At 43.2% G+C, this 25,318-nt stretch carries 19 protein-coding genes and 1 tRNA gene; 8 read left to right on the forward strand and 12 right to left on the reverse strand.

The window, feature by feature from the left end:
• Positions 1-284 precede the first annotated feature (284 nt).
• The gene (locus DEO27_RS17540; RefSeq protein WP_112567553.1) at positions 285-665 is read left to right on the forward strand and encodes a putative quinol monooxygenase; all 381 of its coding nucleotides are present in this window, start codon (positions 285-287) and stop codon (positions 663-665) included.
• Between the two features lie 377 nt (positions 666-1,042).
• Here DEO27_RS17540 and DEO27_RS17545 read toward each other — a convergent pair whose 3' ends face one another.
• Both DEO27_RS17545 and DEO27_RS17550 read right to left on the reverse strand, forming a co-directional pair.
• The gene (locus DEO27_RS17545) at positions 1,043-1,660 is read right to left on the reverse strand and encodes a phosphatase PAP2 family protein (RefSeq protein WP_112567551.1); all 618 of its coding nucleotides are present in this window, start codon (positions 1,658-1,660) and stop codon (positions 1,043-1,045) included.
• A 283-nt stretch (positions 1,661-1,943) separates the two neighbouring features.
• Positions 1,944-3,677, reverse strand: coding sequence for a glycoside hydrolase family 71/99-like protein (locus tag DEO27_RS17550; RefSeq protein WP_146749962.1), 1,734 nt, complete (start codon positions 3,675-3,677; stop codon positions 1,944-1,946).
• A 431-nt stretch (positions 3,678-4,108) separates the two neighbouring features.
• On the opposite strand from DEO27_RS17550, the gene DEO27_RS31495 reads away from it, so the two are divergent.
• Positions 4,109-4,264 carry a hypothetical protein gene (locus DEO27_RS31495; protein ID WP_190295117.1) on the forward strand — a complete coding sequence of 52 codons (156 nt, stop codon included), beginning with the start codon at positions 4,109-4,111 and terminating at the stop codon, positions 4,262-4,264.
• Positions 4,265-4,307: 43 nt separating this feature from the next.
• Here DEO27_RS31495 and DEO27_RS17555 read toward each other — a convergent pair whose 3' ends face one another.
• The 4 genes from DEO27_RS17555 to DEO27_RS17570 form a co-directional block, all read right to left on the reverse strand.
• Entirely contained in the window at positions 4,308-6,617 is a 2,310-nt protein-coding gene (locus tag DEO27_RS17555; protein ID WP_112567547.1) for a sensor histidine kinase, read from the reverse strand.
• Between the two features lie 235 nt (positions 6,618-6,852).
• On the reverse strand, positions 6,853-8,058 hold the full coding sequence (locus tag DEO27_RS17560; protein ID WP_112567545.1) for a TlpA disulfide reductase family protein: 1,206 nt from the start codon (positions 8,056-8,058) through the stop codon (positions 6,853-6,855).
• A 12-nt stretch (positions 8,059-8,070) separates the two neighbouring features.
• Positions 8,071-9,507, reverse strand: a complete 1,437-nt coding sequence (locus DEO27_RS17565) for a RagB/SusD family nutrient uptake outer membrane protein (protein WP_112567543.1) — start codon at positions 9,505-9,507, stop codon at positions 8,071-8,073.
• Between the two features lie 22 nt (positions 9,508-9,529).
• Positions 9,530-12,784, reverse strand: coding sequence for a SusC/RagA family TonB-linked outer membrane protein (locus DEO27_RS17570; RefSeq protein ID WP_146749961.1), 3,255 nt, complete (start codon positions 12,782-12,784; stop codon positions 9,530-9,532).
• A 772-nt stretch (positions 12,785-13,556) separates the two neighbouring features.
• Here DEO27_RS17570 and DEO27_RS17575 point away from each other — a divergent pair.
• Positions 13,557-14,009 (forward strand): hypothetical protein, encoded by a 453-nt coding sequence (locus DEO27_RS17575; RefSeq protein ID WP_146749960.1) that lies wholly within the window; start codon positions 13,557-13,559, stop codon positions 14,007-14,009.
• A gap of 144 nt (positions 14,010-14,153) precedes the next feature.
• On the opposite strand, the gene DEO27_RS17580 is transcribed toward DEO27_RS17575, so the two are convergent.
• From DEO27_RS17580 to DEO27_RS17595, 4 genes are all read right to left on the reverse strand, one after another.
• Positions 14,154-14,227, reverse strand: a tRNA-Arg gene (locus DEO27_RS17580).
• Positions 14,228-14,368: 141 nt separating this feature from the next.
• The gene (locus DEO27_RS17585) at positions 14,369-15,175 is read right to left on the reverse strand and encodes a polysaccharide deacetylase family protein (RefSeq protein WP_112567539.1); all 807 of its coding nucleotides are present in this window, start codon (positions 15,173-15,175) and stop codon (positions 14,369-14,371) included.
• The gene (locus DEO27_RS17590; RefSeq protein WP_112567537.1) at positions 15,156-16,121 is read right to left on the reverse strand and encodes a glycosyltransferase family 2 protein; all 966 of its coding nucleotides are present in this window, start codon (positions 16,119-16,121) and stop codon (positions 15,156-15,158) included. Before DEO27_RS17590 ends, DEO27_RS17585 begins: the two co-directional genes overlap by 20 nt.
• 276 nt (positions 16,122-16,397) lie before the next feature.
• Entirely contained in the window at positions 16,398-17,579 is a 1,182-nt protein-coding gene (locus DEO27_RS17595; protein ID WP_112567535.1) for a glycosyltransferase family 87 protein, read from the reverse strand.
• 110 nt (positions 17,580-17,689) lie between these two features.
• On the opposite strand from DEO27_RS17595, the gene DEO27_RS17600 reads away from it, so the two are divergent.
• A complete protein-coding gene (locus tag DEO27_RS17600) occupies positions 17,690-18,619 on the forward strand; it encodes a Nif3-like dinuclear metal center hexameric protein (RefSeq protein ID WP_112567533.1) in 930 nt (309 codons plus the stop codon).
• Between the two features lie 328 nt (positions 18,620-18,947).
• Positions 18,948-19,808, forward strand: a complete 861-nt coding sequence (locus DEO27_RS17605; RefSeq protein ID WP_112567531.1) for an N-acetylglucosamine kinase — start codon at positions 18,948-18,950, stop codon at positions 19,806-19,808.
• Positions 19,809-20,724: 916 nt separating this feature from the next.
• Here DEO27_RS17605 and DEO27_RS17610 read toward each other — a convergent pair.
• Positions 20,725-21,417, reverse strand: coding sequence for an NUDIX hydrolase (locus DEO27_RS17610; RefSeq protein WP_371328320.1), 693 nt, complete (start codon positions 21,415-21,417; stop codon positions 20,725-20,727).
• Between the two features lie 129 nt (positions 21,418-21,546).
• Between DEO27_RS17610 and pfkA the strand changes: the two genes are divergently transcribed.
• From pfkA to gap, 3 genes are read left to right on the forward strand one after another with little or no spacing between them, the layout of a single operon-like run.
• Entirely contained in the window at positions 21,547-22,533 is a 987-nt protein-coding gene (gene pfkA / locus DEO27_RS17615; RefSeq protein ID WP_091211996.1) for a 6-phosphofructokinase, read from the forward strand.
• Positions 22,534-22,540: 7 nt separating this feature from the next.
• Positions 22,541-23,389: a hypothetical protein gene (locus DEO27_RS17620; RefSeq protein WP_112567529.1), complete on the forward strand. Its 849-nt coding sequence runs from the start codon at positions 22,541-22,543 to the stop codon at positions 23,387-23,389.
• A 6-nt stretch (positions 23,390-23,395) separates the two neighbouring features.
• Positions 23,396-24,391: a type I glyceraldehyde-3-phosphate dehydrogenase gene (gene gap / locus DEO27_RS17625; protein WP_112567527.1), complete on the forward strand. Its 996-nt coding sequence runs from the start codon at positions 23,396-23,398 to the stop codon at positions 24,389-24,391.
• A 498-nt stretch (positions 24,392-24,889) separates the two neighbouring features.
• On the opposite strand, the gene DEO27_RS17630 is transcribed toward gap, so the two are convergent.
• Positions 24,890-25,318: a MarR family winged helix-turn-helix transcriptional regulator gene (locus tag DEO27_RS17630; protein ID WP_112567525.1), complete on the reverse strand. Its 429-nt coding sequence runs from the start codon at positions 25,316-25,318 to the stop codon at positions 24,890-24,892.

A 25,318-nucleotide genomic window follows, 5' to 3' on the forward strand; every position in this document is an offset into this window, starting at 1 on the left:
ATATTTGCAATGCAATTGATAAAAGCACCATATGAAAACACCAGCAAACTCTGAAAACGAAAAGGTGATCCGGGAGCTTTACTATATACCGGAAATGAGATACATGCGCCCTTCCGCGTCGTATATCATCTGCAAAAATGGTAAGTAAGATCATTCACAGTTCCGCTGCGACCGTGATCTTACCAGGGAAAAAACCGGGGTAGCTGGCACCTTGGTGCCGTATTGCAATAACTAACCTGCTTTTTCGAGCACAACAATTAACAATTCATCTAACAATTAAAATTATGGAAAATTCACTTAAAGCCGGAACATCAACCGATCATGATAAAACACTTCCCACCGGAATTACAGTAAGCGCTTACTACCGCGTACACCCGGATGACAGGCAGATATTCATTGACGCTGTAATTCCTGAAATGACCGCGGCAAATAAACTACCTGGCTGTATTTATTATGCTTTTTCACAGGACCTCACCGATCCCAATACCTTCCATCTGCTCGAAGGCTGGGCCGACGAAGAAGCTTACGAGCGTCATGAAAACGCGGATACTTTTTTAACCGCGCTAAGTACCGTGGTAAAAAACGTCCGTATTCTTGATCGTCAGGGGGTACGCTACGACATCGCGAAGATTCATATTGATGACCCGAGGGAAAAAGTTTCGTAAAGGAATTCCATTGACAAGTCTCAAAAAAGCAGCCTTCACGGGCTGCTTTTTTGTTTGCTAACAAAATGACCGGAACAAGTAACCACCCCTTATCAAGGTTAACGTGGTAAGCCGTTCCGGTCATTATCCCGAAAATATGAAAGAAGCCTGATCCGGTTTCTTAAAAGCAATCGACCGCTCGAAAACCTTTTAGCGTAGAAAACAGATATCTGTTAAAATGAACCGGTGTTATCTAATATAGCCTGTTCGAAACAGAAGCTACAACGTAATATAAAACAAAGGTCAGCCTTTCCAACATCACCGGATACGTATATCGTATCGTTATATTCCCACCGCTGGCCTTTGCCTATGTGCCTTCAGAGCCCTAAACAGGGCATTCACTCCTTAGACTTTTTTCGGTATGGTTTGTAGATTGCGCGAGTGAGCCAATGGTTGAGATAACCGGTTCCAATACCCAACGCAGCACCGGCAAGTACGTCTGTGGGGTAATGCTTCCCTAAATACATCCTTGAATAACCAACGGAGGATGCCCAAAGGTAGGCTGGTACTGTCACGTACCATTTATGATATTGCAGAGATAGCGTGGTCGCTGTGGTGAAAGCCAGGGAGGTATGCCCGGATGGAAATGATCGCCCATGGGTACTACCGTTAACAAATACTTCGTTCGGATATTTGTCCCCAGGGCGTTCCTCATTAATGCTTCTTTTGATAACTTCACTTATTACAATGTCGGAGCCGATACTTAAAAACAATTCCGCCGAATGATGTTTTGCCGTTTCCGAGTCATTTGCTAATCCACAGATTAAAGTGCCCACAGCCACAGCACCAGGAAGAAAATAGGTGGACTGACTGGTAGTTTTCCAATAGGTGGAATTCGGATTCGTCGGGTTAATAGATTTTAGCAAATTAATGTCCCAGTTCTGCGCCATGCAACGGTTATGCAGAAAAAGGAAAAAGATCAAGATTATCGAAGTTGTAAAATTGAAAAATCTCATGGCAGGTGTTTATAATGGTTTTTTGATTGTCCCGGATTCTTCTTGAAAACCGGTACTTGTTCTAAACCAAATGACATACCTTGTATTAAACCATTGTTAATGAGGGGGTACCGATTTATTGGGAGATAATAATCTCGACGGGGCGTCTTTTTGCGACATTTCGATAACCCAATGTATTTGGCGCCTAAAAAAGAACTCCACCGAAAAGCGGGGGCTTCGGTGGAGTTTGCTTTAGAAAAAATCTCTGATCAGGCTTATTGTGCTCAGAAAAGCCGGTCGGTGATTAATGTATTACGGTGATGGCATCTACCTTTGTGGTGATGCCCGCTGTCTTTGTGTGATATATGCGGAACCAGTTGATCGCACTTAAGTTTGGTGTTCCCGCAGTTACTGTAGCCGTATTAAAGGATTTCGTTATTAAATTCCATCCGTTTACCAACGTGCCGATGTTCCAACTGTATTCATTAATGTCCGCAGCGCCGCCGCTGCCAAGTTCAATCTGGTTATCATTGCCGAATTTACTTGCATCAGAAACGTAGTACCAAAATTGTAGTGAGCCATTTGTCGCGGTGGCCCCTGTGTTTATCGCTGTAAAACTCTTTCTGAATTCATCGGTGGCGCTGCCCGCAGATTGCAAAGCCCCCGTACCCTCTTTTTTATCAGCAGTATTGATCGACAGGGTATTTCCCGACGTCCAGCCTGTTGCGGCGTCGCAATGGTCTATATAGGTTGTCGTTGTAGTTCCGTTAACTATAAAGGGGGTGGGATGGGAAAATGTTAAAGAGATCTGTCCCTTGACCATTTTCGCTCCATCATTGGTCAATCTCAAATAATAATCCGAAGATACATGCACACCATCTGCATCGAGTGTTAAAAAATACTGGTTTGTCGGCTTCATTGAGGCATCTTCTGCTGCTTTGGCTATAGCAGTCGCTTCGTCAAATTCATCGAACATCCCTACATAAACATTGCCTATGCCCTGATTTCGAATATTAGCAAATTGCTCCCACATCAGGTCGCCGTGCTGGCGTGGGATTTGATTCGGTGCCCCGCCGTTCCAGTTCGACCATGCAAAGCCTGGAAAAACCTCTGCCTGATAATCAATACCGTGCGAATTGCAATAAGCAAAATCGTCGCTCAGTGTCGGAACATATGAATCAGCTCCGGGCAAGTCCCCGAATGTTCCGGTAGCCCACGGCATGATCATATTAGCCAGGTTAAAGGCAGGCAAATTAGCACTTTGGGACCGCCAGTCACGAGGCCCTCCTATAATAACGTAACATCCCTGGTTCTTAAAATAATTGATGACATCAATATATGCATTGACGTCTCCCGGTCGCCCGGCTACGCCGAAGCCCCAAATACATACCACAGGCTTTCCATTCTGAAAAGCATAGGCTGTTGACGAAGTAAGGTGTAGCGCCCCCACGATATCGTTGGTCCAGTCGGTTTTAATCTCCGACTGGAAATTATTCCATCCGGAGATGTCATACATGATATAAAATTTACGCCCATAAGTTTCCGCGGCATTTTTTACACGATTTGCAATGCCGTCAAGTTGGGCATTGCCTGCGCCGAAACGTTGCAAAGCTGCACAATCAATGCCATATTGCTGCATCCACGAGAAATGCACATTGACTGTTTGTACATCCCATGGAGAAAAAAGTTTTGCGGGCTGTCCATTACCCAGATTGGCATAACCCGTTTGATATGAATTGGTATATTCACGCATATCCGGCCATAGTTCGAAGGTTTGATGTCCTGGTGAAGGAGCTGCGCCGCCGGCGTTGCCCGCCCAGTGTACCCAATGGTTATTGGGTGATCCGTCCCCCGTTGCAGAAAACCAGCCCTGGTAGCCCACAACCAGTTTCCCTACTACGTCTCCCGGCGGGGAACCTTGTACTTTTAGTTTATCCGTGCCCTGAACATGCTCCATATCAGCCAGCGTATTCTTCTTGGTACAACTGATTGATGCGCCTATCATCGCTGCCAGGCATAAAATGATCATTTTTCTCATTTGGTTTGAATTTATAGGTTATATAATATTTAATAGACAATAAAAAACGCACCTCTTGTGATCGGGCGGGCCATAAAGTGCAATCAGCTCGGCGGGACTTTGCCTCACCACCTTGCTCTCAATAATCAGGGCGCAAACCAAATTAACTTCAAGTATTAATTATTTATTAATTAAATACTAACGAGGCAATATTGTTTAGCGATTTGTTTTTATTGCTTTAGTTAAGAAAAGAAAGAAAATGCAACAGCACGGAATGAGTGGACACATATATTATTGAAAATCAATTTGTTTTGTTTTTTATACTACTTTACTAAGAAACCGGTGCTTTCAAGCATCCTGGTTGACGTCCCGTTAATATTGACGATTTATATTATTTGTCAATTATTAAAATATTTACAGATGCTTTGTGTCAATTCTGGTATTAAAAAAGAATGATAGCAAGACCGGCAGCCGGTCTGTTGGAAGGTTTAAGGCGTTCCACGGCGCAGTCCGCAGCAGATGGGCAGTCTTTAGCCTGCTCCAAACTATTTTTGGAAGAGGTCTTTATATTAACAGCATTAGCCCCGGGCATAGCCTACCTTACCTAATAACTTTAGCTTAGCGTTTCAGGTCTCTAATGGGTTGTATAAACTATTTATACCGGCTGTCTACAGGTATGGTAATATTGATATGAAACCCTTGGTCATTGTATAACCTGACTTCGCCTTTGAGCTGCCTTGTTAATCCTGCGATTAAACTCATGCCCAGCGAGCTGGTGTTTTTTGGATCAATTTCTGTCGGCATTCCTTTGCCATTATCAGCAATCTTCACGGTCAAAACACTTTGATCCTGATCCATGCTAATGCTGATACGGCCTTTAACAGTCCTATCCGTGAAAGCATATTTAATGGCGTTGGTAATAGATTCATTAAGGATCAGGCCGAGAGGTACAGCCTGGGAAACATCAAGAGATAAGTTTGTGGATTGAATGGAGAAATCGATCCGGCTGTGCGTGCCAAAACTATCCTGGAGGTGAGCGACGAGACTGCGGACATACTCTCCCATATTGATCAGTGTAATGTTGTCATTCTGATACAATTTTTGATGGATCAGTGATATAGAGTGCATCCTGAGCTGACTTTCCCTGATCACATTTTTGGCAGCAACATCTTTAATGTTCGCCAGCTGCGAATTCAGCAAACTGATCACGATTTGCAGGTTATTTTTTACCCGGTGATGGATCTCTTTTAAAAGCCAATCCCGTTCTTCCAGCAATTGCTTTAGTGATTCATTCTGGGTGTTGATCTCCTCCTTTTGTTCACCCAATTCACGGTGAGCCGCCGAAATTTGTATCAGGGACCTTTGCTTGATCCTGTACCTGTTAACACTGATTACCAGCAACAAACTCAGCATTGCAATACCTGCGACAGAGAGATTTTTCACCATCGCTTCACTCTTGATTGCCTGCTGCTGCAGCCGGCTCTGCCTTTCCAGCAAGCTGATATTCCGGGTTTTCAAAGCAATATCCTCGTCCTTTTTTTCCGTTTCGTATTCCAATTGCAGCTGGCTGATGTCCCGGGCATTTCCTTCCCTGGTCAGTGAATCATTGTATTTTTTATAAAGCTGGAAATGTTGAAGGGCTCCGGATATATTGCCGTTTATCGAATCCATTTGAAAAGCGAGATATTCATAAGGCATCAGGTTTTCCAGAACCGGATACATGGTGGTTATCCTGTTCCGCAATAGTTCCAGATTTATTTTGGCAAGAGCCAGCTGGTGCGTTTTTATGGTCAACCGGGTCATTGCAGTTAAACTGCCAATATCATGGTTCATATTATGAATAAAATTGGCAATATTTGACTGCGGCGGAGAAGTCCCGTTTTTCAGGATATGATATACTTTCCAGGCATCATCATATTGTTTAAGATTCAAATAACTATTGAGCAGTTCTGCGAGCACGTCCGGATAATATTCATCTTCTTCATAAGAGCCTTTTCTATGGCCTTCTTTTAATATCTTGACCGCTTCTGCATACTGGCTTATCTGATTGTAGGCATGCCCTAAAGCTGCAGCAATATAAACCGCATAGTTCGTGTTCTTCTTTGCATTCAAATTAGACCTTGCCTTCAACAAATAACTGATCTCTTTTCCAATGTTGCTGCTTCGGGAATAATAATAGGCAAGTACGGTGTACTGATCAAAACAAATGGCAGTGTCCCGATATTTTTCAGCAAATTTTAACGCGAGCAGCGAATAACGAAAGACCTCTTTGAAGTTTCGCAGATTTTGATAAGTAACCACGTATGCCGCATAATAGGACTGTAGCGAATCAACATGATTATTTTTGGCGATCCTTAACGCCAGGTCCAGTTCCTTTAACGATAGTTCGGCATGAGCCAGATTGGCATGCAGAACCCCCTCCAACCGGAGTGACTTCGCATATAGCAGGCTTCCGGGTGCCGTGGCTTTTAAAATATTTATGGCTTTGGAGCATTCCTTTTCGGCCTGGGTAATGCCTTCCGTGTTATGGCTATAGGAAATCGCCTTCTCCAGCTGCGCGGCAGCTTCAAGTTTACTGTCATGGTTTTTCCTGGCTTCTTTCAAGGCCTTTTCCGCTGCCAGCCGTCGCCTGTAATCCTCACTATCCTGGTTGATATCAGCCAGTTCCTTCCAAACCAGCGACTTGGCAGTTTCATCCTTCAGTTTAAAAGCTAAGGATAATGCCTGGATACAATAGGCATTGGCTTTTTTCACCTCTGCTTTGGTTCTGCGGTTATTGACGAGATGTCCAGCTAAATCTAATAGTATTTTGATCTTCGCTGTGTCATTACTGACAGGCAGGGCAGCAAGCAGACCTTGTTCCTGTACATCCGGTCGTACCTGTGCCTTAACTGGCAGGAAACCGGCTATGGAAAGCAATGCGGTAAAAAAAAGAAATTTATATTTTATATGAATAACCATGAACAACTGAATCTGGATACATTTTACTTTTCACATCATAGGCCGGCAATTTTAGCCTCGGCGTGCTGATTTTCAAGCCCCGAACAGAGACTGCAAGATTTATGAAAACGCGGCAAATATAACCCCGTGATTTCTTACCCGTCAGGTTCAGGCGCTGTTCTGCTCATTTTATGATATTGATGAACACACATCAATTTTTTAATTGACAAAAATTAAAACGCTCAATAAATATAAATCAGGGTAATTTTTCAAAGACTGACATCAGCATTTGATCCATATCCTGCTGGGTTCCACCCTGATTATCCCCAAAACGACCTGCGATCCTGCCGTTGGGATCTATCAGTATTTGAGTGGGAATATCATGCACACCGTAAGCGTAATCAAGATCATCGGGGTTAGTTTTGTAAGTATTACCTGTTTTCGGAGCATATCCCCGGAGAATCTGATGCCAGACGCCGATTTGATCTTTTTCTACAGCGCTGCGCCACGCGCCAAGCGTACGATCATCATCTGCAATACCGATAATAACCAGGCCTTTTTTCCCGTATTTCCTGTACAATTCGAGCAGATGCGGGTTACCCTTCCGGCAGGGTACACACCAGCTTGCCCAAAAATCAAGCAGCACGTATTTTCCTTTAAAATCACTGAGTGATAAAGGGTGCCCGCTGAGCTCTGTTTTGGTGAAAGGTGCAGCCATGTTTCCCGGCAAACCTTGTTTCATCTGCTGAATTTCTTCAGCGATCATCACTCCCAGGCTACTCGAACTTTGCTCTTTACTCATATTCCGGTAAATCCTTTCTGCACTGTCTATCTTTACCTGTGAAACATAAAAACGCATTTGGTCAAGGGTGACCCATGAATTCGGGTATTCCAGGAAGAAGGCATATGTTAATTTTTTGATACGATCATTGAAGGAGGTAAATTTCTCCTCGATTAACGCAGCTTTTTCATGATCGCCTTCTTTCCTGTAAGCCTCAACCAACGGCTTCATCTCCTCTCTTATGGGCCGTGTTCTGGCCTCCAATATCTCATATTCGGTTTCAGTTTGGGAACCGGTGATCTTTAGTTCTGCCGCCCGTCCCGGATCGCCGTTGATCATCATCGGCGAAGCTTCCAGGTAAAACCGTCTGGAATGGTTTTCAAGAAGCGCCTGCGGTATATGTTCGTTCTTGTTTTTAAATAGGATACTTGCCATCTCGGGTAAGGCGATCCGGCCTTCTAATTGAAAAGCGCCCTTTATGACGGGAGTCACGGCGCAGGTGTATTTTCCGTCTTTATCGATATAGGTTAAAATCGCTGAGTCCCGGTTAGCAGACAACATTCCTTTCAGGACAAACCTGTTGCCAGGTGGTTTCGCTGAGGACTGCTGCAGGGTAATCAGCAGCAGCGGTAAGCAAAAGAGTAAACGGAGCGAACTATTGATAAAAGATCTGTCTTTCATAGTATTTAATGCTTAGTAGCCGGGATTTTGAATCATCTGATTATTGGCTATGATTTCAGATTGTGGCACAGGAAGGATGAACTGTGCCACGGTTTTCAGGCTGGGTTGAATAGTCTGGGCAGCAGTTAATGGTAAACGGCGGAGCGCGAACCAATCTGCCCCGTTTTCCGCAAAAAAGCTTTTAATTTCTTCCTTTACGACCAGTAGTTGCAGTTCAGCAGCAGCGGCCGTATTGTCAACCGCTGTAAAATCGGTTACGCCTGCACGACCCTGGACCGTTTTCAGCAGTATTTTGGCTTGCGACAAACTGCCCCCGGACAACGTTAAAGCCTCCGCTTCCAGGAGGTAAGCCTCACTAAGACGAAAAGCATAGCCATTTTCTGACAAACTGGTTTTTACGGCCGGATTTACCGGGCCGGAGTAATACTTGGTGATTTCATTTATATTTCCATAGTAATAACCATAAATGGTTCCCTTCTGATCATCTTTATATACCCACTGACTGCGGGGATCATTGTTCAGCAAATCGACGAATGTAGTAGAAACCGGGAATTGTCCATAGTACTGATTGGTATTAAATTTATAATTTTCGTTGGTAAATGGCTGGATGGCCAGGATCACCTCCTTACTGGAAAATCCCTTCAGTAAAAAAATATCTTTGGTATTATTTTCGAGGTCGAACGGCCCGTTACTGATCACATCGTCGGCAAGGCTGATCACCTGAGCATAATCATCCTGACCTCCTCTGTTGATCAGCAGCCGTGCTTTCAATAATTTGGCTGCGGCAGCACAGGCATAAACGTTCTGCGTATTTTGCGAGGGAAGGCCACTGATAGCGGCATCGAGGTCTGCAAGAATTGCCGCGTAGGACGCAGCTACCGTTGATCTTGGAAGATTGATATTAGCAGAATTTACGAATTCATCGCGCAGCATGATGCCATACTTGCTATTGGGGTTATTATATTCTCCATAATATAACAGGAGCTCCGTATCCCCAAAGGCCCTCAGGAATTTCGCTTCCGCCAGCATTTCTGTTTTGACCGCTGCAGGGATCGACGATACAGGTGTTATATTTTTTATAAATCCATTAGCGGCATTGACCAGCAGGTAGGCATAATTCCAGACACGATCGATTCCAGGTGTTGCCGCATTATAGGATAAAGAATAGATCTGATCGTCCCCGCCTGAATTCTTGAGCGATCCGGCCAGTTCCGAAGGGAAACTTTCACTGACATCTATCCATTTCACCGATGGAATATTGTTGTAGTCCGCCCCGGCATTTGCGAATCGGTAATAAACTCCGTTGAGTACAGTTGCGGCGCTTTTGGTATCAATAATAACGTTTCCGTCAACCTCAGAGGTCGTCGGATAAACATCCAATTCCTTTTTGCAGGCAAGGAAACAGCAGCAAAATACGGAAATGAAAAGGCGTGTATATTTAACTGTCATAATCTGATCGAATGGGTCATTGTCAAAATCCAGCCTTTAATCCCAGGCTAAAGGTTCTCACGGTCGGGTAATTACTTACATCAAGATAGCCGCCGTTCACACTGTACGGATCTTCTGCAGTTTCCGGATCGTTACCAGGATACTTTGTGAAGGTAAAAAGGTTGGTAGCCGAAGCAAAAAGCTGCGCATTTTTCAATCCCGACCTTTCCATCCAGGCTCCCTTATTGAGGTGGTAAGTAAATGATACAGAACGCAGTTTTACATAGGAAGAGCTGAAAACATCCAGACTGGATTTATAGTAATTGGCATCACTTCCAAATAGGAGCCTGGGCATGTTACTTCCGGTATTGGCAGGATTAAAACGATCAAGCATGACCGCATTGGCATTTGCAGTACCGACAAACTGTACACTGGAAATATGGTCCCCCCAAAGAAGCTTTCCGCCCTGTGAATAAGTAAAGAACAGCTGTAGGTCAAAACGCTTGTAAGTCACGCCCTGTGAAAATCCGCCGTAATACTTAGTCGCAGCTTCTGCTATGATCGATTTGCTGTCAATAGCATTGTTCGTAACATTGCTGGTAACCAGTTTGTACATCGGATCACCAATGCCGAGATAAGGGAAATAAACCCTGGCGTACGCACCGAGCTGCTGCTTATACGCTGCCAGCTGATCCTGGTTTTTAATAATTCCGGTAACCGTGTAGCCGGTGATCAACCCCAGCGGTTTTCCCTGGATCAGGGTCGTATTGCCGTAATCCAATCCGGTTAGGTTGCCTAGCTGTGTCAGGTCTGCATTGGCGTTCAACTTGGTGACCAGTGACCGGTTAAAAGAAATATTGAAAGAGGCACTCCATTTAAAATCCGGGCTCTTTATAATATCTCCCTGTATTGTGAATTCAAAACCGGAATTTTTAATATTTACGGCGTTGCTCAGTAAGGTGGAATAGGCGCTTCCCGGTGCGATCGGCAATGCCAGCAAGGCTCCGTTAGTTCTTTTATCGTAATAGTCAAAGACCAACTGCAGTCTGTCCCTGAACAGGGAAAGATCGCTGCCGGCATCAAATTCTTTTGTAGTTTCCCATTTGATGGCCTGATTGCCTAACTGGGTTGGAATCAGCGCACTTGATCCATTATAAGCATAAGGGGTATAAAGTGTACGGTACATCTGATCGCCTATATTCTGATTACCGGTAACGCCATAACTGCTACGTATCTTGAGGTCACTTATCCAGGAAACATTTTTCAGAAAACTCTCCTGTGAAGCGCGCCATGCGACGGCCCCTGAAGGAAAATAACCAAATTTATTGTTCGGGCCAAACTTGGAAGAACCATCCGTCCGTCCCGTAATTGTAAACAGGTATTTATCGAGGTAAGCATAGTTGGCCCGAATGTAAAATGACAGCAGATAACTTTGTGGCTTGGATGGATCATCGCCGCGGACGTATAACGGCGTAACGGCTGAGGATAGGTTGTTCAGCAGGTTATCATTTGGATACCCGGTAGCTGTCGCGCTGAAAAAGCTGGTTTTCTTTGTTTCATAGGATGTTCCTGCAAGCAGATCAAGTTTATGCCCTCCGTTAAATGACTTGTTATAACTCAGCGTATTTTCAAAAAACCAGTTAGCCAGCCTGCTGTTCGAATTCCCTCCTATACCGCCGGTATTGGCTACATTACCGTAAAAACTGCCAATCTGCACGTAACTTGGAGTATAATTCCGCTGGTTATAAGCCTGCATATTGAGTGAAGCCATAGATTTGAAACTTAGCCCCGGTAAGATTTCATAGGAAACAGATACGGAACCCAATAGGCTGAAGGTACTCGCGTTGTTCGTTGCAGTCAGCAATGCCGCGGGATTCAAATAACCTTGATAAGCCGCGCCAACAGCAGAAAAATCTGTAAAATTCCCGTTCACATCCCGGACAGCATAATCAGGCCTTGCGCTCAATGCCTGCCCATAGGCACCGTCACCAATATCCTGATTCGTATATCCCATAATAAAGTTTGAGCTGAACCTGAATTTATCACTGATATTATTTTCCAGATCAAGCTTTCCGGATATTCGCTGGAAAGCAGTAGCGGCGACAACTCCGGGTGTATTGTTATATGAAAGCGAACTAAAATAACGGGATTTCGCGCTTCCTCCCTGAAGGGAGAGTTCTGCATTATGAGAAACCGTTGTCCTGGTAACCTGTTCTATCCAATTGGTACTGGCATTTCCAAAAAATGCGGAAGGATTGTTCAATAATGTATTAACCACTGCCGGAATAGCCGAACCATTTGCTGTCCGTGCATCGTAATCGTTACGGGCTGCCTCAGTCATCAGCAACCGATATTCCGAAGCATTGAGGACCTTAGGCGTTTTAGGAGCAGATACTGTTGTATAATAACTTGCATTTATCTGTGGACTCTGGTCTCTTCTACCTTGTTTTGTTGTAATGATGACCACACCATTGGCTGCCTTGGATCCATATATAGCAGTAGATGAAGCATCCTTAAGGATGGTAATAGATTCTATATCATCCGGATTTAGTCCCCCCAAGCTGTTCAGACCGTTGACAAAAGAGGTCGAAAGGCCAGCACTGACGCCACCGGAGGCCGTCACATTATTACCTACCGGACTGCTAACATCATACCCTGGTGAAATAAAATTACTGCTGACCTGAACGGGAACACCATCGATGACATACAGCGGATCGTTACCGCCAAGCAACGAACTGGAACCTCGTATGCGAACGCGAACGCTCCCCCCCGGAGAGCCGTCTGACTTGGTGACCTGAACACCCGCTGCTTTGCCGGCGACAGCATTGTCGACAGTTGTAAATGGGATATCCTGAATGCTTTGTGCATCGATGGAGGACACAGATCCTGTCAGATCCTTTTTTTTAAGGCGACCATAGGCCACAACCACAACCTGATTAAGCCCGGACACATCCGGAACCAGCGATACATTGATCATTGACTTTGCAGCAACCGCAACTTCCAGGGGTTTGTACCCGATGCAGGTAAATACGATTATTTCACCCTCTTCTGCTACTATTTCGTAAAAGCCCTTAACGTTCGTTATCGATGCTTGCCTGCTTCCCTTGACTTTGACTGAAACTCCTTCCAGCGGCCCATCCGAACCGCTTACGATCCCTGAAATCTTATGCGCAGCTGCAGAATGGCCTTTAGCTTCAGAAAAGGAAAGGATTACAGCAATGAAAGCGATTAGACTATAAAACAGGTTTCTTTTAAGCAAGCCGAGGCTGCTCATTAAACGGATCATATTTTTGCTCATTGCTTTCCGGCAGTTTTCAGTTGGGTTGATCAACCGGAAAAAGGAGGAATTAGGAATGCTCTGCAGCGTATTAGCGCCTATGGTCCCAACCTGTTCCGTTAACAGATATTTGAACAAATTCAGCGCCCATTAATCTAACCACTGGCTGTCAACATATTAACAATTAACCTAAAAGGAATTCTCGAAATATCGACAATTCCCGACATTTCGAGAACCCATTAAGCCGGCATCCAATGAGCACGGAACCACTTGATACTGATTGCATGTTCCACGGTATTCATTTGATCTAAATGAATCTTGTCAATAATTGCACTTGATCAATATCAATGCAGCTTCTTAACCAAGGTGTAGTAGCTAAAACAATTGAATTTCTTGCCTATACGCTTTCAGCCTGAATTTATTCAGATCGGATAACTAAAATCTGACGGTATACCCGTAAATCGTATGGACCAAAGTGTCCGGATGGAGTCGAAATGAAAAGGACCGGGCATTTGAAATGCACATGCAAAGCATCCATAAGATCAAAAATCTTAATCCCGGCAAATATTCTTTCATTAAGTTTCAAACACCCAAATTAAACTATCGTTCAAATTCAGATAAAGGTAGTTTATTAGTTATTGTGGATATTCCGTCATGATTGATCGTGCTGTTCTGTACCCATTTGACCAATGAGTTGTGTTGATGAAATCAAGTTTTAAATGTCTGGCTCATAAAGTACACTTGCATATTATTTCACAACTTATTATATTGTATCACCAAACAATATCACGTTATGAACCTATTCGAAGATGAGAAGATCATCACCACGACTGACGACAATATTATTATTCTTACAACTCATCGCATTCGATCTACCAACAGTTTAGGTTGGGGCCATCGGGAAACGACCTCTATAATGCTCGATATGGTGAGTTCGATTAAAACAACTTATAATAGTTATCCAGTCCTACTGGTTATAGCCGCTATAATTGCCATCGCTGGCTTTATCCTTAGCAATCAGAACAATTCTTCATACGGTGTTTCCTTTGCCATTGTCTTAGCAATTATATTAGTTTCTATATACTTCGTAACCAGAAAACATGTTTGCGTGATTGCCTCAAGTGGAGGTTCGAGAATTGTATTTGCCACATCAAACATGAGCCATGATAGTTTGATAAGCTTCATTGATCGCGTTGAAGAATCAAAGCATAAGATTTCGCTGAAGCAAGATTCATTTTTAAGATAGTAACTAATTTCTATTTCTAACTAATTAATGATAAACAAGCCAATGTAAGCAATTAACAGAATGTAAAACCCTCACTACGTGTCTAAAAAGGCAATAAACGCAACAAAAAAGCCCCTTAGATAAACTAAGAGGCTATACGAGATGTGATCCCATTTGGATTCGAACCAAAGACCTACAGATTAGAAATCTGTTGCTCTATCCAGCTGAGCTATAGGACCATCGCAATTTAATTACAAATATACACATGGTTTCGAACCCATGATATACTATATATTTTTTTGCGGTGCAAATATGCAAATTTATGCTGAAAATAACAATCAATTTACTAATTGATTTGCTACAAGCTGTTTAACAGCCTATTAACGCAAAACAGGCTCCGGTTTATTTTTGTTTTTAACACTGCTGCAAAAGGCGTCCGTCCGTCTAAACGTGTAACAGTTGTCCGTTGCCCAGTCAATGAAGTTGCCTATCCGCCGGGCAAAAGCTTCACCCGAGTTTTTTGAAACATAGCCGGGGAAACCAAACTTGTCTTTATCGTGCAGATCGGTAAATTCCCAGGGGTGAAAATATAGGTTCAAATAGCCATCCTTTTTATGCGTTGCCGAAGCCATCTTCTTTAATAAAGATAGCGGCAAATTATGAAAGCTTAGCCAAAACAGTGGGAAACGTACCACAGGCGATACCGAAGCCGGGATCTGCAGTACATCATGATCATAAAACCAGCTACGTGGTTTATCAAAGTTATTATACCGCCCCGGTAGCCAGGTTGGGTTTATTGACGAGTTATATTCATAACCGGCCTTGGCAATCTCGGCTTCGTCAACAGGCATCATCCGGGCCATCCGGAAGCCGGTTACTTCCGTTCCTGAAATGTCCTCTAATGCCAGTTTCGACTGCCTTAAATGTTCGGCCTTAAAATCTGAATGATAATACCCATGCGATGCTATCTCATGCCCTTCGGCTACCATCCTTTTGATAACTTCGGGCTTATGAATGGCATAGTTAGCTGTGCAAAAAAAGGTAGCTTTAATACCTCTTTCTTTCAATAAGTTGAGGATGATATTGGTGCCCTTTGTCGAAATTTCAAGCTGCTCATCAAATGATATTGATTTACCGTACTCAAACGGCATATCAAATTCTTCAACATCAAAGCCTAATAAGATCATTATTTACAATAACAACGTTTGACGAACGGATAATATAATGAGGCCTGTGTTTAGACTGCATAAATATCTTACCTACATACACACCAATAACACTCATTACAAGCAACTGAAGCCCGCCAAAAAAGGCAATGGTGGCAATAATGGATGCCCAGCCCGAAACCGCGTAGCCTAAAAAGTAACTCACCAATACATACGGTATATACAAAATAGCCAGCGACGAAAAGAACAACCCAATTAACGATACAATATAAAGCGGCCTTGCGCTAAACGCTACAATGCTGCCAACTGCAAGCTTAACCAGTTTTGGGAATGAATAACTTGCCTCGCCGGTATGGCGTTTTGATGGTACATATGGGATGCCTATTTGTTTATATCCAGCCCATTTGATGATACCACGGAAAAAGATCTCGTATTCATCAATCAGTTTAAGCTGCTTTACTACCTTCTCATCAATCAACCTGAAATCGGCAGTGCCGTTTTCCATTTTGATATCCGAGAGCATGTTGAGGCCCTTGTAGAATAATTTTGAGGTAACCTTCTGATAACCTTTGCCGTGCGGATTTTCGCCTTCACGATAGGTATAAACAATGTCATAACCATTTTCCCAAAGCTTTAACATCTTCAGGATCAGTTGCGGCGGGTGCTGTAAATCGGCATCCATTGTTATCACGGCATCGCCCTGGGCCATGGCTATACCTGCTTTAAGGGCATAATCTTTACCAAAATTGCGCGAAAGCTCTACATAAAAAACATTGGAATGCAATTCGGCGTTGATCTTTAATTCATTTAGCGTATTATCCCGGCTTCCGTCATCAACAAATATTAGTTCATAGGAATATCCTGTAGGAGAAAGTGTTTCGCGAAGTTGCTCAATCAAATAACTAATGTTTTTCTCCTCGTTATGCGAAGGAATAACAATAGATATCTTTTTATCAAGGTATGTCATAGTTATACTATGGAATTTTTTTTAATTGTAACAGGAGGTATTTGCAGTTAAAGCTTATATTTGAAGCTGTTTCCGTGTACTTCATATCGCATAATATGACTTTACGGTAAATTGATATAAAACGTAACTTCCACAGTCGGTTTTAATCAAAGTACAAAACACCTCAAACGTAACTTTTCTGTTACGAAAATAGTTAATAATTATTTATTAACATACAAGTCATCATCCTTTTATATCGAAAAATGACAATTTGAAGATTTTTGTACTTTTTTGCCCTTAAACAGCCGCAGAACTTAGCTTATTTTCTTCTTCGTTAGAAAAATTGCGGGTAAGTGTTTCGTAAACTATTTTAAGCCAGATCAAAAAGCAGGGGATCGATTTTAGCTTATAGGGCACTATATACTGCTTCCTGATAAAGGACGGGAACAGATCAGATGGCGAAAGGCTTGTTACCAACAGCGCCAACACCAACAGAAAAATCTCAAAGCCGGTAACCGGGCGGTTAAGGTTCATAAACCAAACAGCCACGCCAACAAAAGCGATAATATAAGTAGATGACTCGGCCGAGCTGCTGAAGATGACCGCGAAGATCAATACCGATGAGAGGATCAGGCGCTGGTATTGTACAAACTTATATGCCCCGATGCGCAGGTACGATAAGCCAAACAGCATCAGTGCCGGCCCTATCACGTACATGTTTTTAAGATCCTGGTAATTGAAAGTTTTGCGGATAAAGCCGGTAACACATATTTCCTGCATAGATGAATGCTGGTTATCCGAGTTTTTAATCACCAGGTCGGTATACCAATCGTGGTAAGTTTGTACTATAAATGATGGTGATGAAATAGCCATCGGCAAAACAAACAATACTGCCGACCAGAATATGAAGCTCAATACAAATTTGGGCTTGTTAGCCGAAAAGAAAAAGAAAGCCAGCCCTACTATGCCATAAAGCTTAATGAAAGCGCCAAGGGCTATCATCAGCGCAGCCCAAAAATCCTGCTCCCGCTTTATAAAGTTAAACCCTAATATAATAAGCGCCGCTATCATGGGGTTGCTTTGCACATTGGCCGATGCCGTCATTAACTCATGGGCGCACAGCAAAAGCACAATCACATACTGATCTTTTTTTAACGGCAATAACTCAATAGCCTTAAACAGTACAAACGCGTTAAACAGCACCCATAAAATAACGCCGATGCCATCGGGCAGGATAGCAAACGGGGCCATGATTATTGAAAATACCGGCCCGTAGTGGTTCAGGTCGTAATAATGCTCGGGCTGATAAGCGTACAGGTTGTGCTGATGGATGGTGTTTAAAAAGTTATATTTAAAGATGGTGTAATTGTTGAACCCCTGATGGGTTAAAACGCCTTTGATAACTAAAAATAGACTGAGGCCAAACCATAAAGAATAAACAAAAGGTTTGTTGCTGATGAGTTTAGCAAGTTTTTGCACGGATTTAGGGGTCTTTAAAATTTATGCGAAGATATAAATATGTCACACAATTATTACAAAACCAGAAATTAACTTAGCTGCACTATATTTGACCAAACCCAATCATTACCATGAATTCAAACCTCTCTCCCATTAATCATAATCCCAATCGCCGTAAATTTATCGGTCAGTTAGGCTTAGTAGCAGGCGCTGCCGCATTATTGTCAACGCCATTTGCTGCCGATGCCGTTACACTTACCAGGCCCGAAGACAATATGACCGTGGGGCAAATCATCGATCTGTTTATGAAACAGGTGCCCGGCGCTCCGTTCCCGAACACGGTTGATACCTTAAAATCAGGCAATCGCGATATTGTGGTTACCGGCATAGTTACCACCATGTTTGCCACCATTGGCGTTATTGAAAAAGCCATAAGCCTGGGCGCTAATTTTATCATTGCTCACGAACCAACGTTTTATAACCATGCCGATGAAACCACCTGGCTGGCCAATGATGATGTATATCAGTATAAAAAACAACTGCTTGATAAGCACAACATAGCCGTATGGCGTAATCACGATACCATCCACAGCCTTAAGCCCGATGGTGTTGGCCTGGGCTTGTTAAAACAGTTGGATTGGGTAAACTATTACAAACCCGAAACCGGCAACCTGCTCAGCATCCCTGCTACATCGTTAAGCTCCCTTATTGATACCCTTAAAAAGAAACTGAAGATTGAGAAGGTGCGCTACATAGGCAATCCGGCACAAAGCTGCCAGAAGGTATTGCTGCTTCCGGGGGCGGCGGGCGGTAAAAGGCAGATCACCGAGATGAGCACCAAAAAGCCCGACGTACTAATCTGTGGTGAAATATCCGAGTGGGAAACTGCCGAATACGTACGCGATGCCCAGGCCAAAGGCGATAAACTTTCGCTCATTGTATTGGGCCATATCGCCAGCGAAGAACCCGGCTCAGAGTTTATGATAGGCTGGCTTCAGCAAAATGTACCCGGCATTAAAGCTACACACATCCATCCGGGCAATTCACTATCATTTATGTAACACATTTGTAATACTAAATACACGTTTTAGCATTAATTAAAGCCAATATTTTGCTAAATATGGTAACATTACGTACAATTGTAAATTACTCTGTTTTTAACCGTCGACAAGCTTGCTTATATGTAAACTTTACAGTTAAAAAAAGGTATAGTTGACCTGATTAATTATTGATAACATTGGCACGAAAGCGCCATTTAAAGTTTAAATTATATAAAAAAGTAGCTTTAAATTGAATAAAAATCGCAATTTTTATTTTTTGAATTACTAAGTGTTTTTTTTACAATAAGTAAATCCTACTTTTAACCGATTTTTAAAAAAACAAAAATTTATGATCATAATTGCTGACGGTGGCTCAACCAAAACAAATTGGTGCCTGGTTACCGAAGAGGGAAAAAAAGTTTACTTTAATACCGAGGGTTACAACCCATACTTTTCAAGTACAGAGTATATTATACAGTCACTGAACGAGAGCCTGCCAACCGATCTTGAAAAAAACCAGATCACAGAGGTAAATTACTACGGTGCAGGTTGTTCAACCCCCGAAATGCGCAAAATTGTTGAAGAAGCTATGAAAGTAGTTTTCGTTGGCGCTAAAGTTAATATTGGCCATGACCTGCTTGCTGCTGCCCGTGCCCTGCTTGGCAACACCGAAGGTTTTGCTGCTATATTAGGTACCGGAACCAATACGTGCATTTATGATGGTAAAGAAGTAGTTCACAATATTGATTCAGGTGCATACATTCTTGGCGACGAAGGCAGCGGTTGCTACATCGGCAAAAAACTGTTAACAGATTACCTGCGTGGTTATATGCCAGAGCCTGTACGTGCCCTTTTCTGGGAAACTTACAAACTTACTCCTGATGATATCAACGAGCAGGTTTATACCCAGCCACGTGCAAACCGTTTTTGCGCAAGCTTCAGCAAATTTGTTTACGACAACAACGTACACATCGAATATTCACGCAACCTGGTACGTACCTCGTTTGAGGATTTCTTCCGTAACCTGGTAACCCACTACCCTGATTATCAAAAATATACTTTCAACTGCATTGGCTCGGTAGGTTATAACTTCCGCAACGTATTGGAAGAAGTAGTTACAGAAAACGGTATGGTTGTTGGCAACATCATCCGCTCGCCTATAGATAACCTGGTGAAATACCATTTGGAATTAGCGCCTTCTTCTTTATAATTAGAAGTTTGCAGTTGCCATTGGGCAGTTTGCAGTTTACATACAAACAAAAAGGACTGGAATATTTTCCGGTCCTTTTTTGTTTATATGTATTCCCCAATCGCCTCATCATTGCGGGACAAATGATGGTACTGTCGTCCGTCCGTATACCTGTGTCACTACATCTTTGGACATATGGTGGACAGCGCACTTCTTTTTGTCTGAACCGGGATTTAGGTGGATTTTTTGGATGAACAGGATTTTTGTCTGAACTCGAATTAAACGAATTATTGGAATTTATTGAATTTGCTAAGCATTCTGTTAATTCATTAATTCCATAAATTCGAGTTCAGACAATTTTGCGTTAGGGATAGTAGCGGATACCGGCCTGTGGATAAGGCCTGTGCAGTATGAGCGAATAGCCCGCCCGTCTGCTGACGGGAACGCCCATATTCTCACCACGTCATTGCGAGGCACGAAGCAATCCCCTACTTTACAGAGCGGCTAAGCAAATCCCCTCGTACAGTTCGCGATTGCTTCGTGCCTCGCAATGACGCGCGGAGAAGGATTGCTTCGTATTCTTTTCTGTCGTCCTTCCGTACACCTGTGTTACTTCATCTTTGGACATTCGGTGGACAGCGCCAACCACTATATCCACCACGTCATTGCGAGGCACGAAGCAATCCCCTACTTACAGAGCGGCTAAGCAAATCCCCTTGTACAGTTCGCGATTGCTTCGTACCTCGCAATGACGCGCGGAGAGGGATTGCTTCGTGCCTCGCAATGACGCGCGGAGAAGGGTTGCTTCATTCCTCAATGATGCAAGGAGAGGCCTCGGAGATCTATTAAAAACAAAAAGGGCTGGAAAATCTTCCAACCCTTCTCTTCTATAATTCTATTTCTTTCTTGCTTTCTGAATCTTGACTTCCTGATTCTATCACACAAGGTTCATCTCTCCCTGAAAAATCTTACCGTACTTGCGTTTGTCAAACTTGTACAGTTTGGCAGCACGGTATGATACGCCTTTCTGCTTCTCGTCAAGCTCTTTCAAAAAGCCGTAGCTCAGCATTTTTTTGCGGAAGTTACGCTTATCCAGTTTCTTATCTAACACAGCCTCGTAAAGCGACTGTAGCTGCGTTAAAGTAAATTTTTCGGGCAGTAATTCAAACGCTATCGGCTGATAGTGCAACCTGCGCTTTATTTTATTGAAACCTGTTTTGAATATCTCGCTGTGGTCAAACGCCAGCTTGGGCAGCTCGCTTACCGGGTGCCAGAACGCTTTTTTGGCGTACTGCGTTACCGGGCGCAACTCTTTCTGACCGTTTATGCGGATCAAGGCGTAATAGGCTACCGTAATTACACGGCCCTGCGGGTGACGGTTTACCTCGCCAAAGGTGTGGAACTGTTGCATATGCAAATCGCGCAAACCCGTAAGCTCGTATAATATACGCTCGGCGGCATCATCAATGCTTTCGTCCTGCTCTACAATATAGCCGGGCAACGCCAGCCAATCCTTGTACGGCTCCTCATTCCTCTCAATAAGCAAAATTTTAAGCTCGCCGGCTTCAAAGCCGAATATCACGCAGTCAATAGAGAATACGGAATCAAACTTGGGTAACATTAGTTCCAAACTATTAGTGAGATTTAGTTAATAAGTTTAAATATATAGCCTTAATCTCTAATCCAAAAAAAAATAAATAAAATTTAATGGTGTAATTTACACACAGTATCTTCGTACCGTAAACTTAAGGAGTGAAAGATGCGTAAAATATCAAAAATAGGGGTTTTAACTTCAGGTGGTGATGCCCCCGGAATGAACCCTTGTATACGTGCCGTAGTTAGGACTGCACTATACAACGGACTGGAAGTTGTAGGTATAAGGCAAGGTTATAAAGGCCTTATTGACAACGATATGTACGAAATGGATAGACGCTCGGTAAGTAACATCCTTAACCTGGGCGGTACCATTTTAAAAACCGCGCGCTGCCTGCCTTTTAAAACCGACGAAGGTATGGAGCAGGCTTACCAACACGCTAAAGCCCGTGGCATTGATGCCCTTGTAGTTATTGGCGGCGACGGTACTTTTACCGGTGCACTGCGCTTTTCGCGCAAATATCCCGACATTGCCGTAATGGGCGTTCCGGGTACTATCGACAACGACCTTTGCGGTTCAACCTATACCCTTGGCTTTGATACCGCTACCAATACCGTTATTCAGGCTATTGACAAAATCCGTGATACTGCCGATGCGCACGACCGTCTTTTCTTTATCGAGGTAATGGGCCGTGATTCGGGCGCTATCGCTTTACGTGCCGGTATATCATGCGGTGCCGAGGCTATTTTACTGCCAGAACGTGCTACCGCCATTGATGACCTCATAGCCAACCTTAAAGAAGGGCACATGAACAAAAAATCATCAAGCATTGTAATTGTTGCCGAAGGTGACAAAAATGGTGGCGTTTATGGCGTGGCAAAAGCTGTACAAGAGGAAGTTAAGAATTACGACATAAAAGTTACTATCTTAGGCCACTTGCAACGGGGCGGTGCACCATCAAGCTTTGACCGCATTTTGGGCAGCAGGCTTGGTTTTGCAGCAGTTAACGCTTTGATAGCCGGCGAATCACAAAAAATGGTAGGTTTGCAGGCAAATCATATCCTGATGACAGACCTTGAAGCAGCACTTAACCACCATGAGTTTAAGCTTGAAGAAGATCTTTTACAAATGATGGATATATTATCGATATAGATTATTAATGATTGCAGTTGTTTATAGCGGATCGTACTTTGCACATTGGAGGCTCACTGATAAGGGAAGAACTGTGGCTTCCTTTAAAACCAATGGCATAAACCCCTATTTTAACGACGAGAAGCATATCCTTCAGCTCCTCAACAAAAACATTAACCTCATACACCACGCCGAAGAAATAAAACGCATTTACTTCTTCGGCGCCGGTGCATCATCAGATGAGCGGAAGAAGATAGTACAAAACGCTTTTGAGGCATTCTTCAAATTTGGTAAAATATCTGTTGAGCACGATATTGCCGGGGCTGCCATTGCCTGTTGTAAAAACGAACCGGGCATTATCAGCATTTGTGGTAGCGGCACTAACGCCGCCTGGTATGATGGTAAACGCGTTTGGCCAAACAACTATGGTTTGGGCTATATCCTGGCCGATGAAGGATCGGGCAACTGGCTGGGGCGACAACTCATCAAGGAGTTCATGAACGATACCCTGCCCCCATCGCTTCGTAAAAAGTTTATCCACAAGTACGATGCCGACCGTAAAAACCTGCTCGAAAAGGTTTATCGCCAAAAACAACCCGCTTTATTTTTAAGCTCTTTTACCGATTTTTACCTCGATAACAAGAACGATCATCATCTGCAAAACGTCATAAAAAAAGGATTTAGCAAGCTAATTTCTACATATTTGTTACCTTTATATCAGCAACACCAGGGTACGTCTGTTCACTTTGCAGGCTCTGTTGCTTTTAATTTCCAGGAACACTTGTATGAAGCTGCCGCCGAAGCTGATCTGCAAATCACTAACATAATTAAAGAACCCATAAATAATTTATTAACCTACTATTCAAGTAAAAATTAAAAAATCATGAAAATAGGAATTAACGGTTTCGGCCGTATTGGCCGCCTGGCATTCAGGGCTGCAATTGAAAGACCAGACATTGAAGTTGTTGGTATTAATGACCTTGTTGAGCCAGATTACATGGCTTACATGTTAAAATACGATTCAACTCACGGTCAGTTCAAAGGTACTATTGCTGTTGAAGGCGGTCATTTGGTTGTTAACGGTAAAACCATCCGCGTTACTGCCGAAAAAGATCCTGCTAACCTTAAATGGAATGAAGTAGGTGCTGAGGTAGTAATCGAATCAACCGGTTTGTTCTTAACTCAGGAAACTGCTCAAAAACACATCGACGCCGGTGCTAAAAAAGTAGTAATGAGTGCTCCAGCTAAAGACGATACCCCTACATTCGTAATGGGTGTTAACCACAAAGCGTTAAAAGCCGATCAAAACATCGTTTCAAACGCTTCATGTACTACCAACTGTTTAGCGCCTATCGCTAAAGTATTGGACGATAAATTTGGTATCGAAGAAGGTTTGATGACTACTGTACACGCTGTTACTGCAACTCAAAAAACAGTTGACGGCCCATCTGCAAAAGATTGGAGAGGCGGTCGTGGTGCTTACCAAAACATCATCCCTTCATCAACAGGTGCAGCTAAAGCAGTAGGTTTAGTTTTACCTCAGTTAAAAGGTAAATTAACAGGTATGAGCTTCCGTGTTCCGGTTGCCGACGTTTCTGTAGTTGACTTAACTGTACGCCTGAAAAACGGTGCTTCATACGAAACCATCAAAGCTGCAATGAAAGAAGCTTCTGAAGGCGAATTAAAAGGCATCCTTGGCTACACTGAAGACGAAGTTGTATCTGAAGACTTTAAAGGTGATGTACGTACTTCAATTTTCGACGCAAAAGCCGGTATCGGTCTGAACGATAACTTTGTTAAAGTTGTATCATGGTACGATAACGAGTGGGGTTACTCAAACAAACTGATTGACCTTGTTCAGGAAATTGGCAAATTATAATTGCTGATTTTATCAGATATAAAAACGCCCTTCGGATAACCGGAGGGCGTTTTTTGTTTGTCTGAACCGGGATTTGGGTTGATTTTTCGGATAGACAGGATTTTTGTTTGCCTTGGCGGATTTATAGGATTGTTGCAACACACAGCATGCTTAGTAAATTCAATTATCTGAACTCGAATTTATGGAATTTGAAGAATGGGCAGAATCATTAGCAAATTCAATAAATTCATTTAATTCAAAAAATTTCGGTTCAGACAATTTGTTACTACTGCCCCCGCTGCCGCAAGCGTCTTCGCTTGTGGCCCGCGTTTAGGTATACAGCCTGATGAGCCGCTCGCATAGCTTAGCATGATGCCCACAAGCGAGGACGCTTGCGGCAGCAATGAGATTGCTTCGTTCCTCGCAATGACGGGTTGGTGAAGGAATTTGCTGGTCTTTTTGATTCACAGTAATGGACACAGGAAGACGGACGGACGACAGCGCCCTCTCCCATCCGCCTTATTTCCCCAGCAAACCGGTTATGGCTTTCATGTGCCCAATCAGCGCATCCAGTTGTTTAACCGACATGGTGGAGATCAATGTCATAATTTGTTTTTCAGAAGCCTCGTTTAGCCCGTTAAAAACTTCCAAACCGGCATCGGTAAGCGAAAGCAGCGATACACGGGCGTCATCTGCCGAGGGTTGGCGGGCTATTAGGGCTTCCTTTTCAAACTTTTTTAATATGCGGCTCAGGTAGCCCTTATCAATACTTAAACGGTAAATGATGTCTGATGCGCTTAGCTCTTTTGCCGTAAATATTTCATAAAGTATGCGGGCTTCGGCAAGGGAATAATCGCTGTTGAGCAAATGTTTATCAAGCAAACCAATTAAATCGGTATAGAAACGGTTAAACGTTCGTATTTCCTGAATATGTTTTTGAGTGCCCAT

The organism is Mucilaginibacter rubeus (genome assembly GCF_003286415.2).
Lineage (GTDB): Bacteria > Bacteroidota > Bacteroidia > Sphingobacteriales > Sphingobacteriaceae > Mucilaginibacter > Mucilaginibacter rubeus_A.

Bases quoted from the DNA above. Each gene is read 5' to 3' on its own strand.
- pfkA (WP_091211996.1), top strand. From the start codon at position 21,547: ATGCGTAAAATATCAAAAATAGGGGTTTTAACTTCAGGTGGTGATGCC.
- DEO27_RS17590 (WP_112567537.1), bottom strand. From the start codon at position 16,121: ATGACATACCTTGATAAAAAGATATCTATTGTTATTCCTTCGCATAAC.
- DEO27_RS17600 (WP_112567533.1), top strand. From the start codon at position 17,690: ATGAATTCAAACCTCTCTCCCATTAATCATAATCCCAATCGCCGTAAA.
- DEO27_RS17565 (WP_112567543.1), bottom strand. From the start codon at position 9,507: ATGACAGTTAAATATACACGCCTTTTCATTTCCGTATTTTGCTGCTGT.
- DEO27_RS17575 (WP_146749960.1), top strand. From the start codon at position 13,557: ATGAACCTATTCGAAGATGAGAAGATCATCACCACGACTGACGACAAT.
- gap (WP_112567527.1), top strand. From the start codon at position 23,396: ATGAAAATAGGAATTAACGGTTTCGGCCGTATTGGCCGCCTGGCATTC.
- DEO27_RS17560 (WP_112567545.1), bottom strand. From the start codon at position 8,058: ATGAAAGACAGATCTTTTATCAATAGTTCGCTCCGTTTACTCTTTTGC.
- DEO27_RS17630 (WP_112567525.1), bottom strand. From the start codon at position 25,318: ATGGGCACTCAAAAACATATTCAGGAAATACGAACGTTTAACCGTTTC.
- DEO27_RS17585 (WP_112567539.1), bottom strand. From the start codon at position 15,175: ATGATCTTATTAGGCTTTGATGTTGAAGAATTTGATATGCCGTTTGAG.
- DEO27_RS31495 (WP_190295117.1), top strand. From the start codon at position 4,109: ATGATAGCAAGACCGGCAGCCGGTCTGTTGGAAGGTTTAAGGCGTTCC.
- DEO27_RS17555 (WP_112567547.1), bottom strand. From the start codon at position 6,617: ATGGTTATTCATATAAAATATAAATTTCTTTTTTTTACCGCATTGCTT.
- DEO27_RS17550 (WP_146749962.1), bottom strand. From the start codon at position 3,677: ATGAGAAAAATGATCATTTTATGCCTGGCAGCGATGATAGGCGCATCA.
- DEO27_RS17545 (WP_112567551.1), bottom strand. From the start codon at position 1,660: ATGAGATTTTTCAATTTTACAACTTCGATAATCTTGATCTTTTTCCTT.
- DEO27_RS17540 (WP_112567553.1), top strand. From the start codon at position 285: ATGGAAAATTCACTTAAAGCCGGAACATCAACCGATCATGATAAAACA.
- DEO27_RS17570 (WP_146749961.1), bottom strand. From the start codon at position 12,784: ATGAGCAAAAATATGATCCGTTTAATGAGCAGCCTCGGCTTGCTTAAA.
- DEO27_RS17620 (WP_112567529.1), top strand. From the start codon at position 22,541: ATGATTGCAGTTGTTTATAGCGGATCGTACTTTGCACATTGGAGGCTC.
- DEO27_RS17605 (WP_112567531.1), top strand. From the start codon at position 18,948: ATGATCATAATTGCTGACGGTGGCTCAACCAAAACAAATTGGTGCCTG.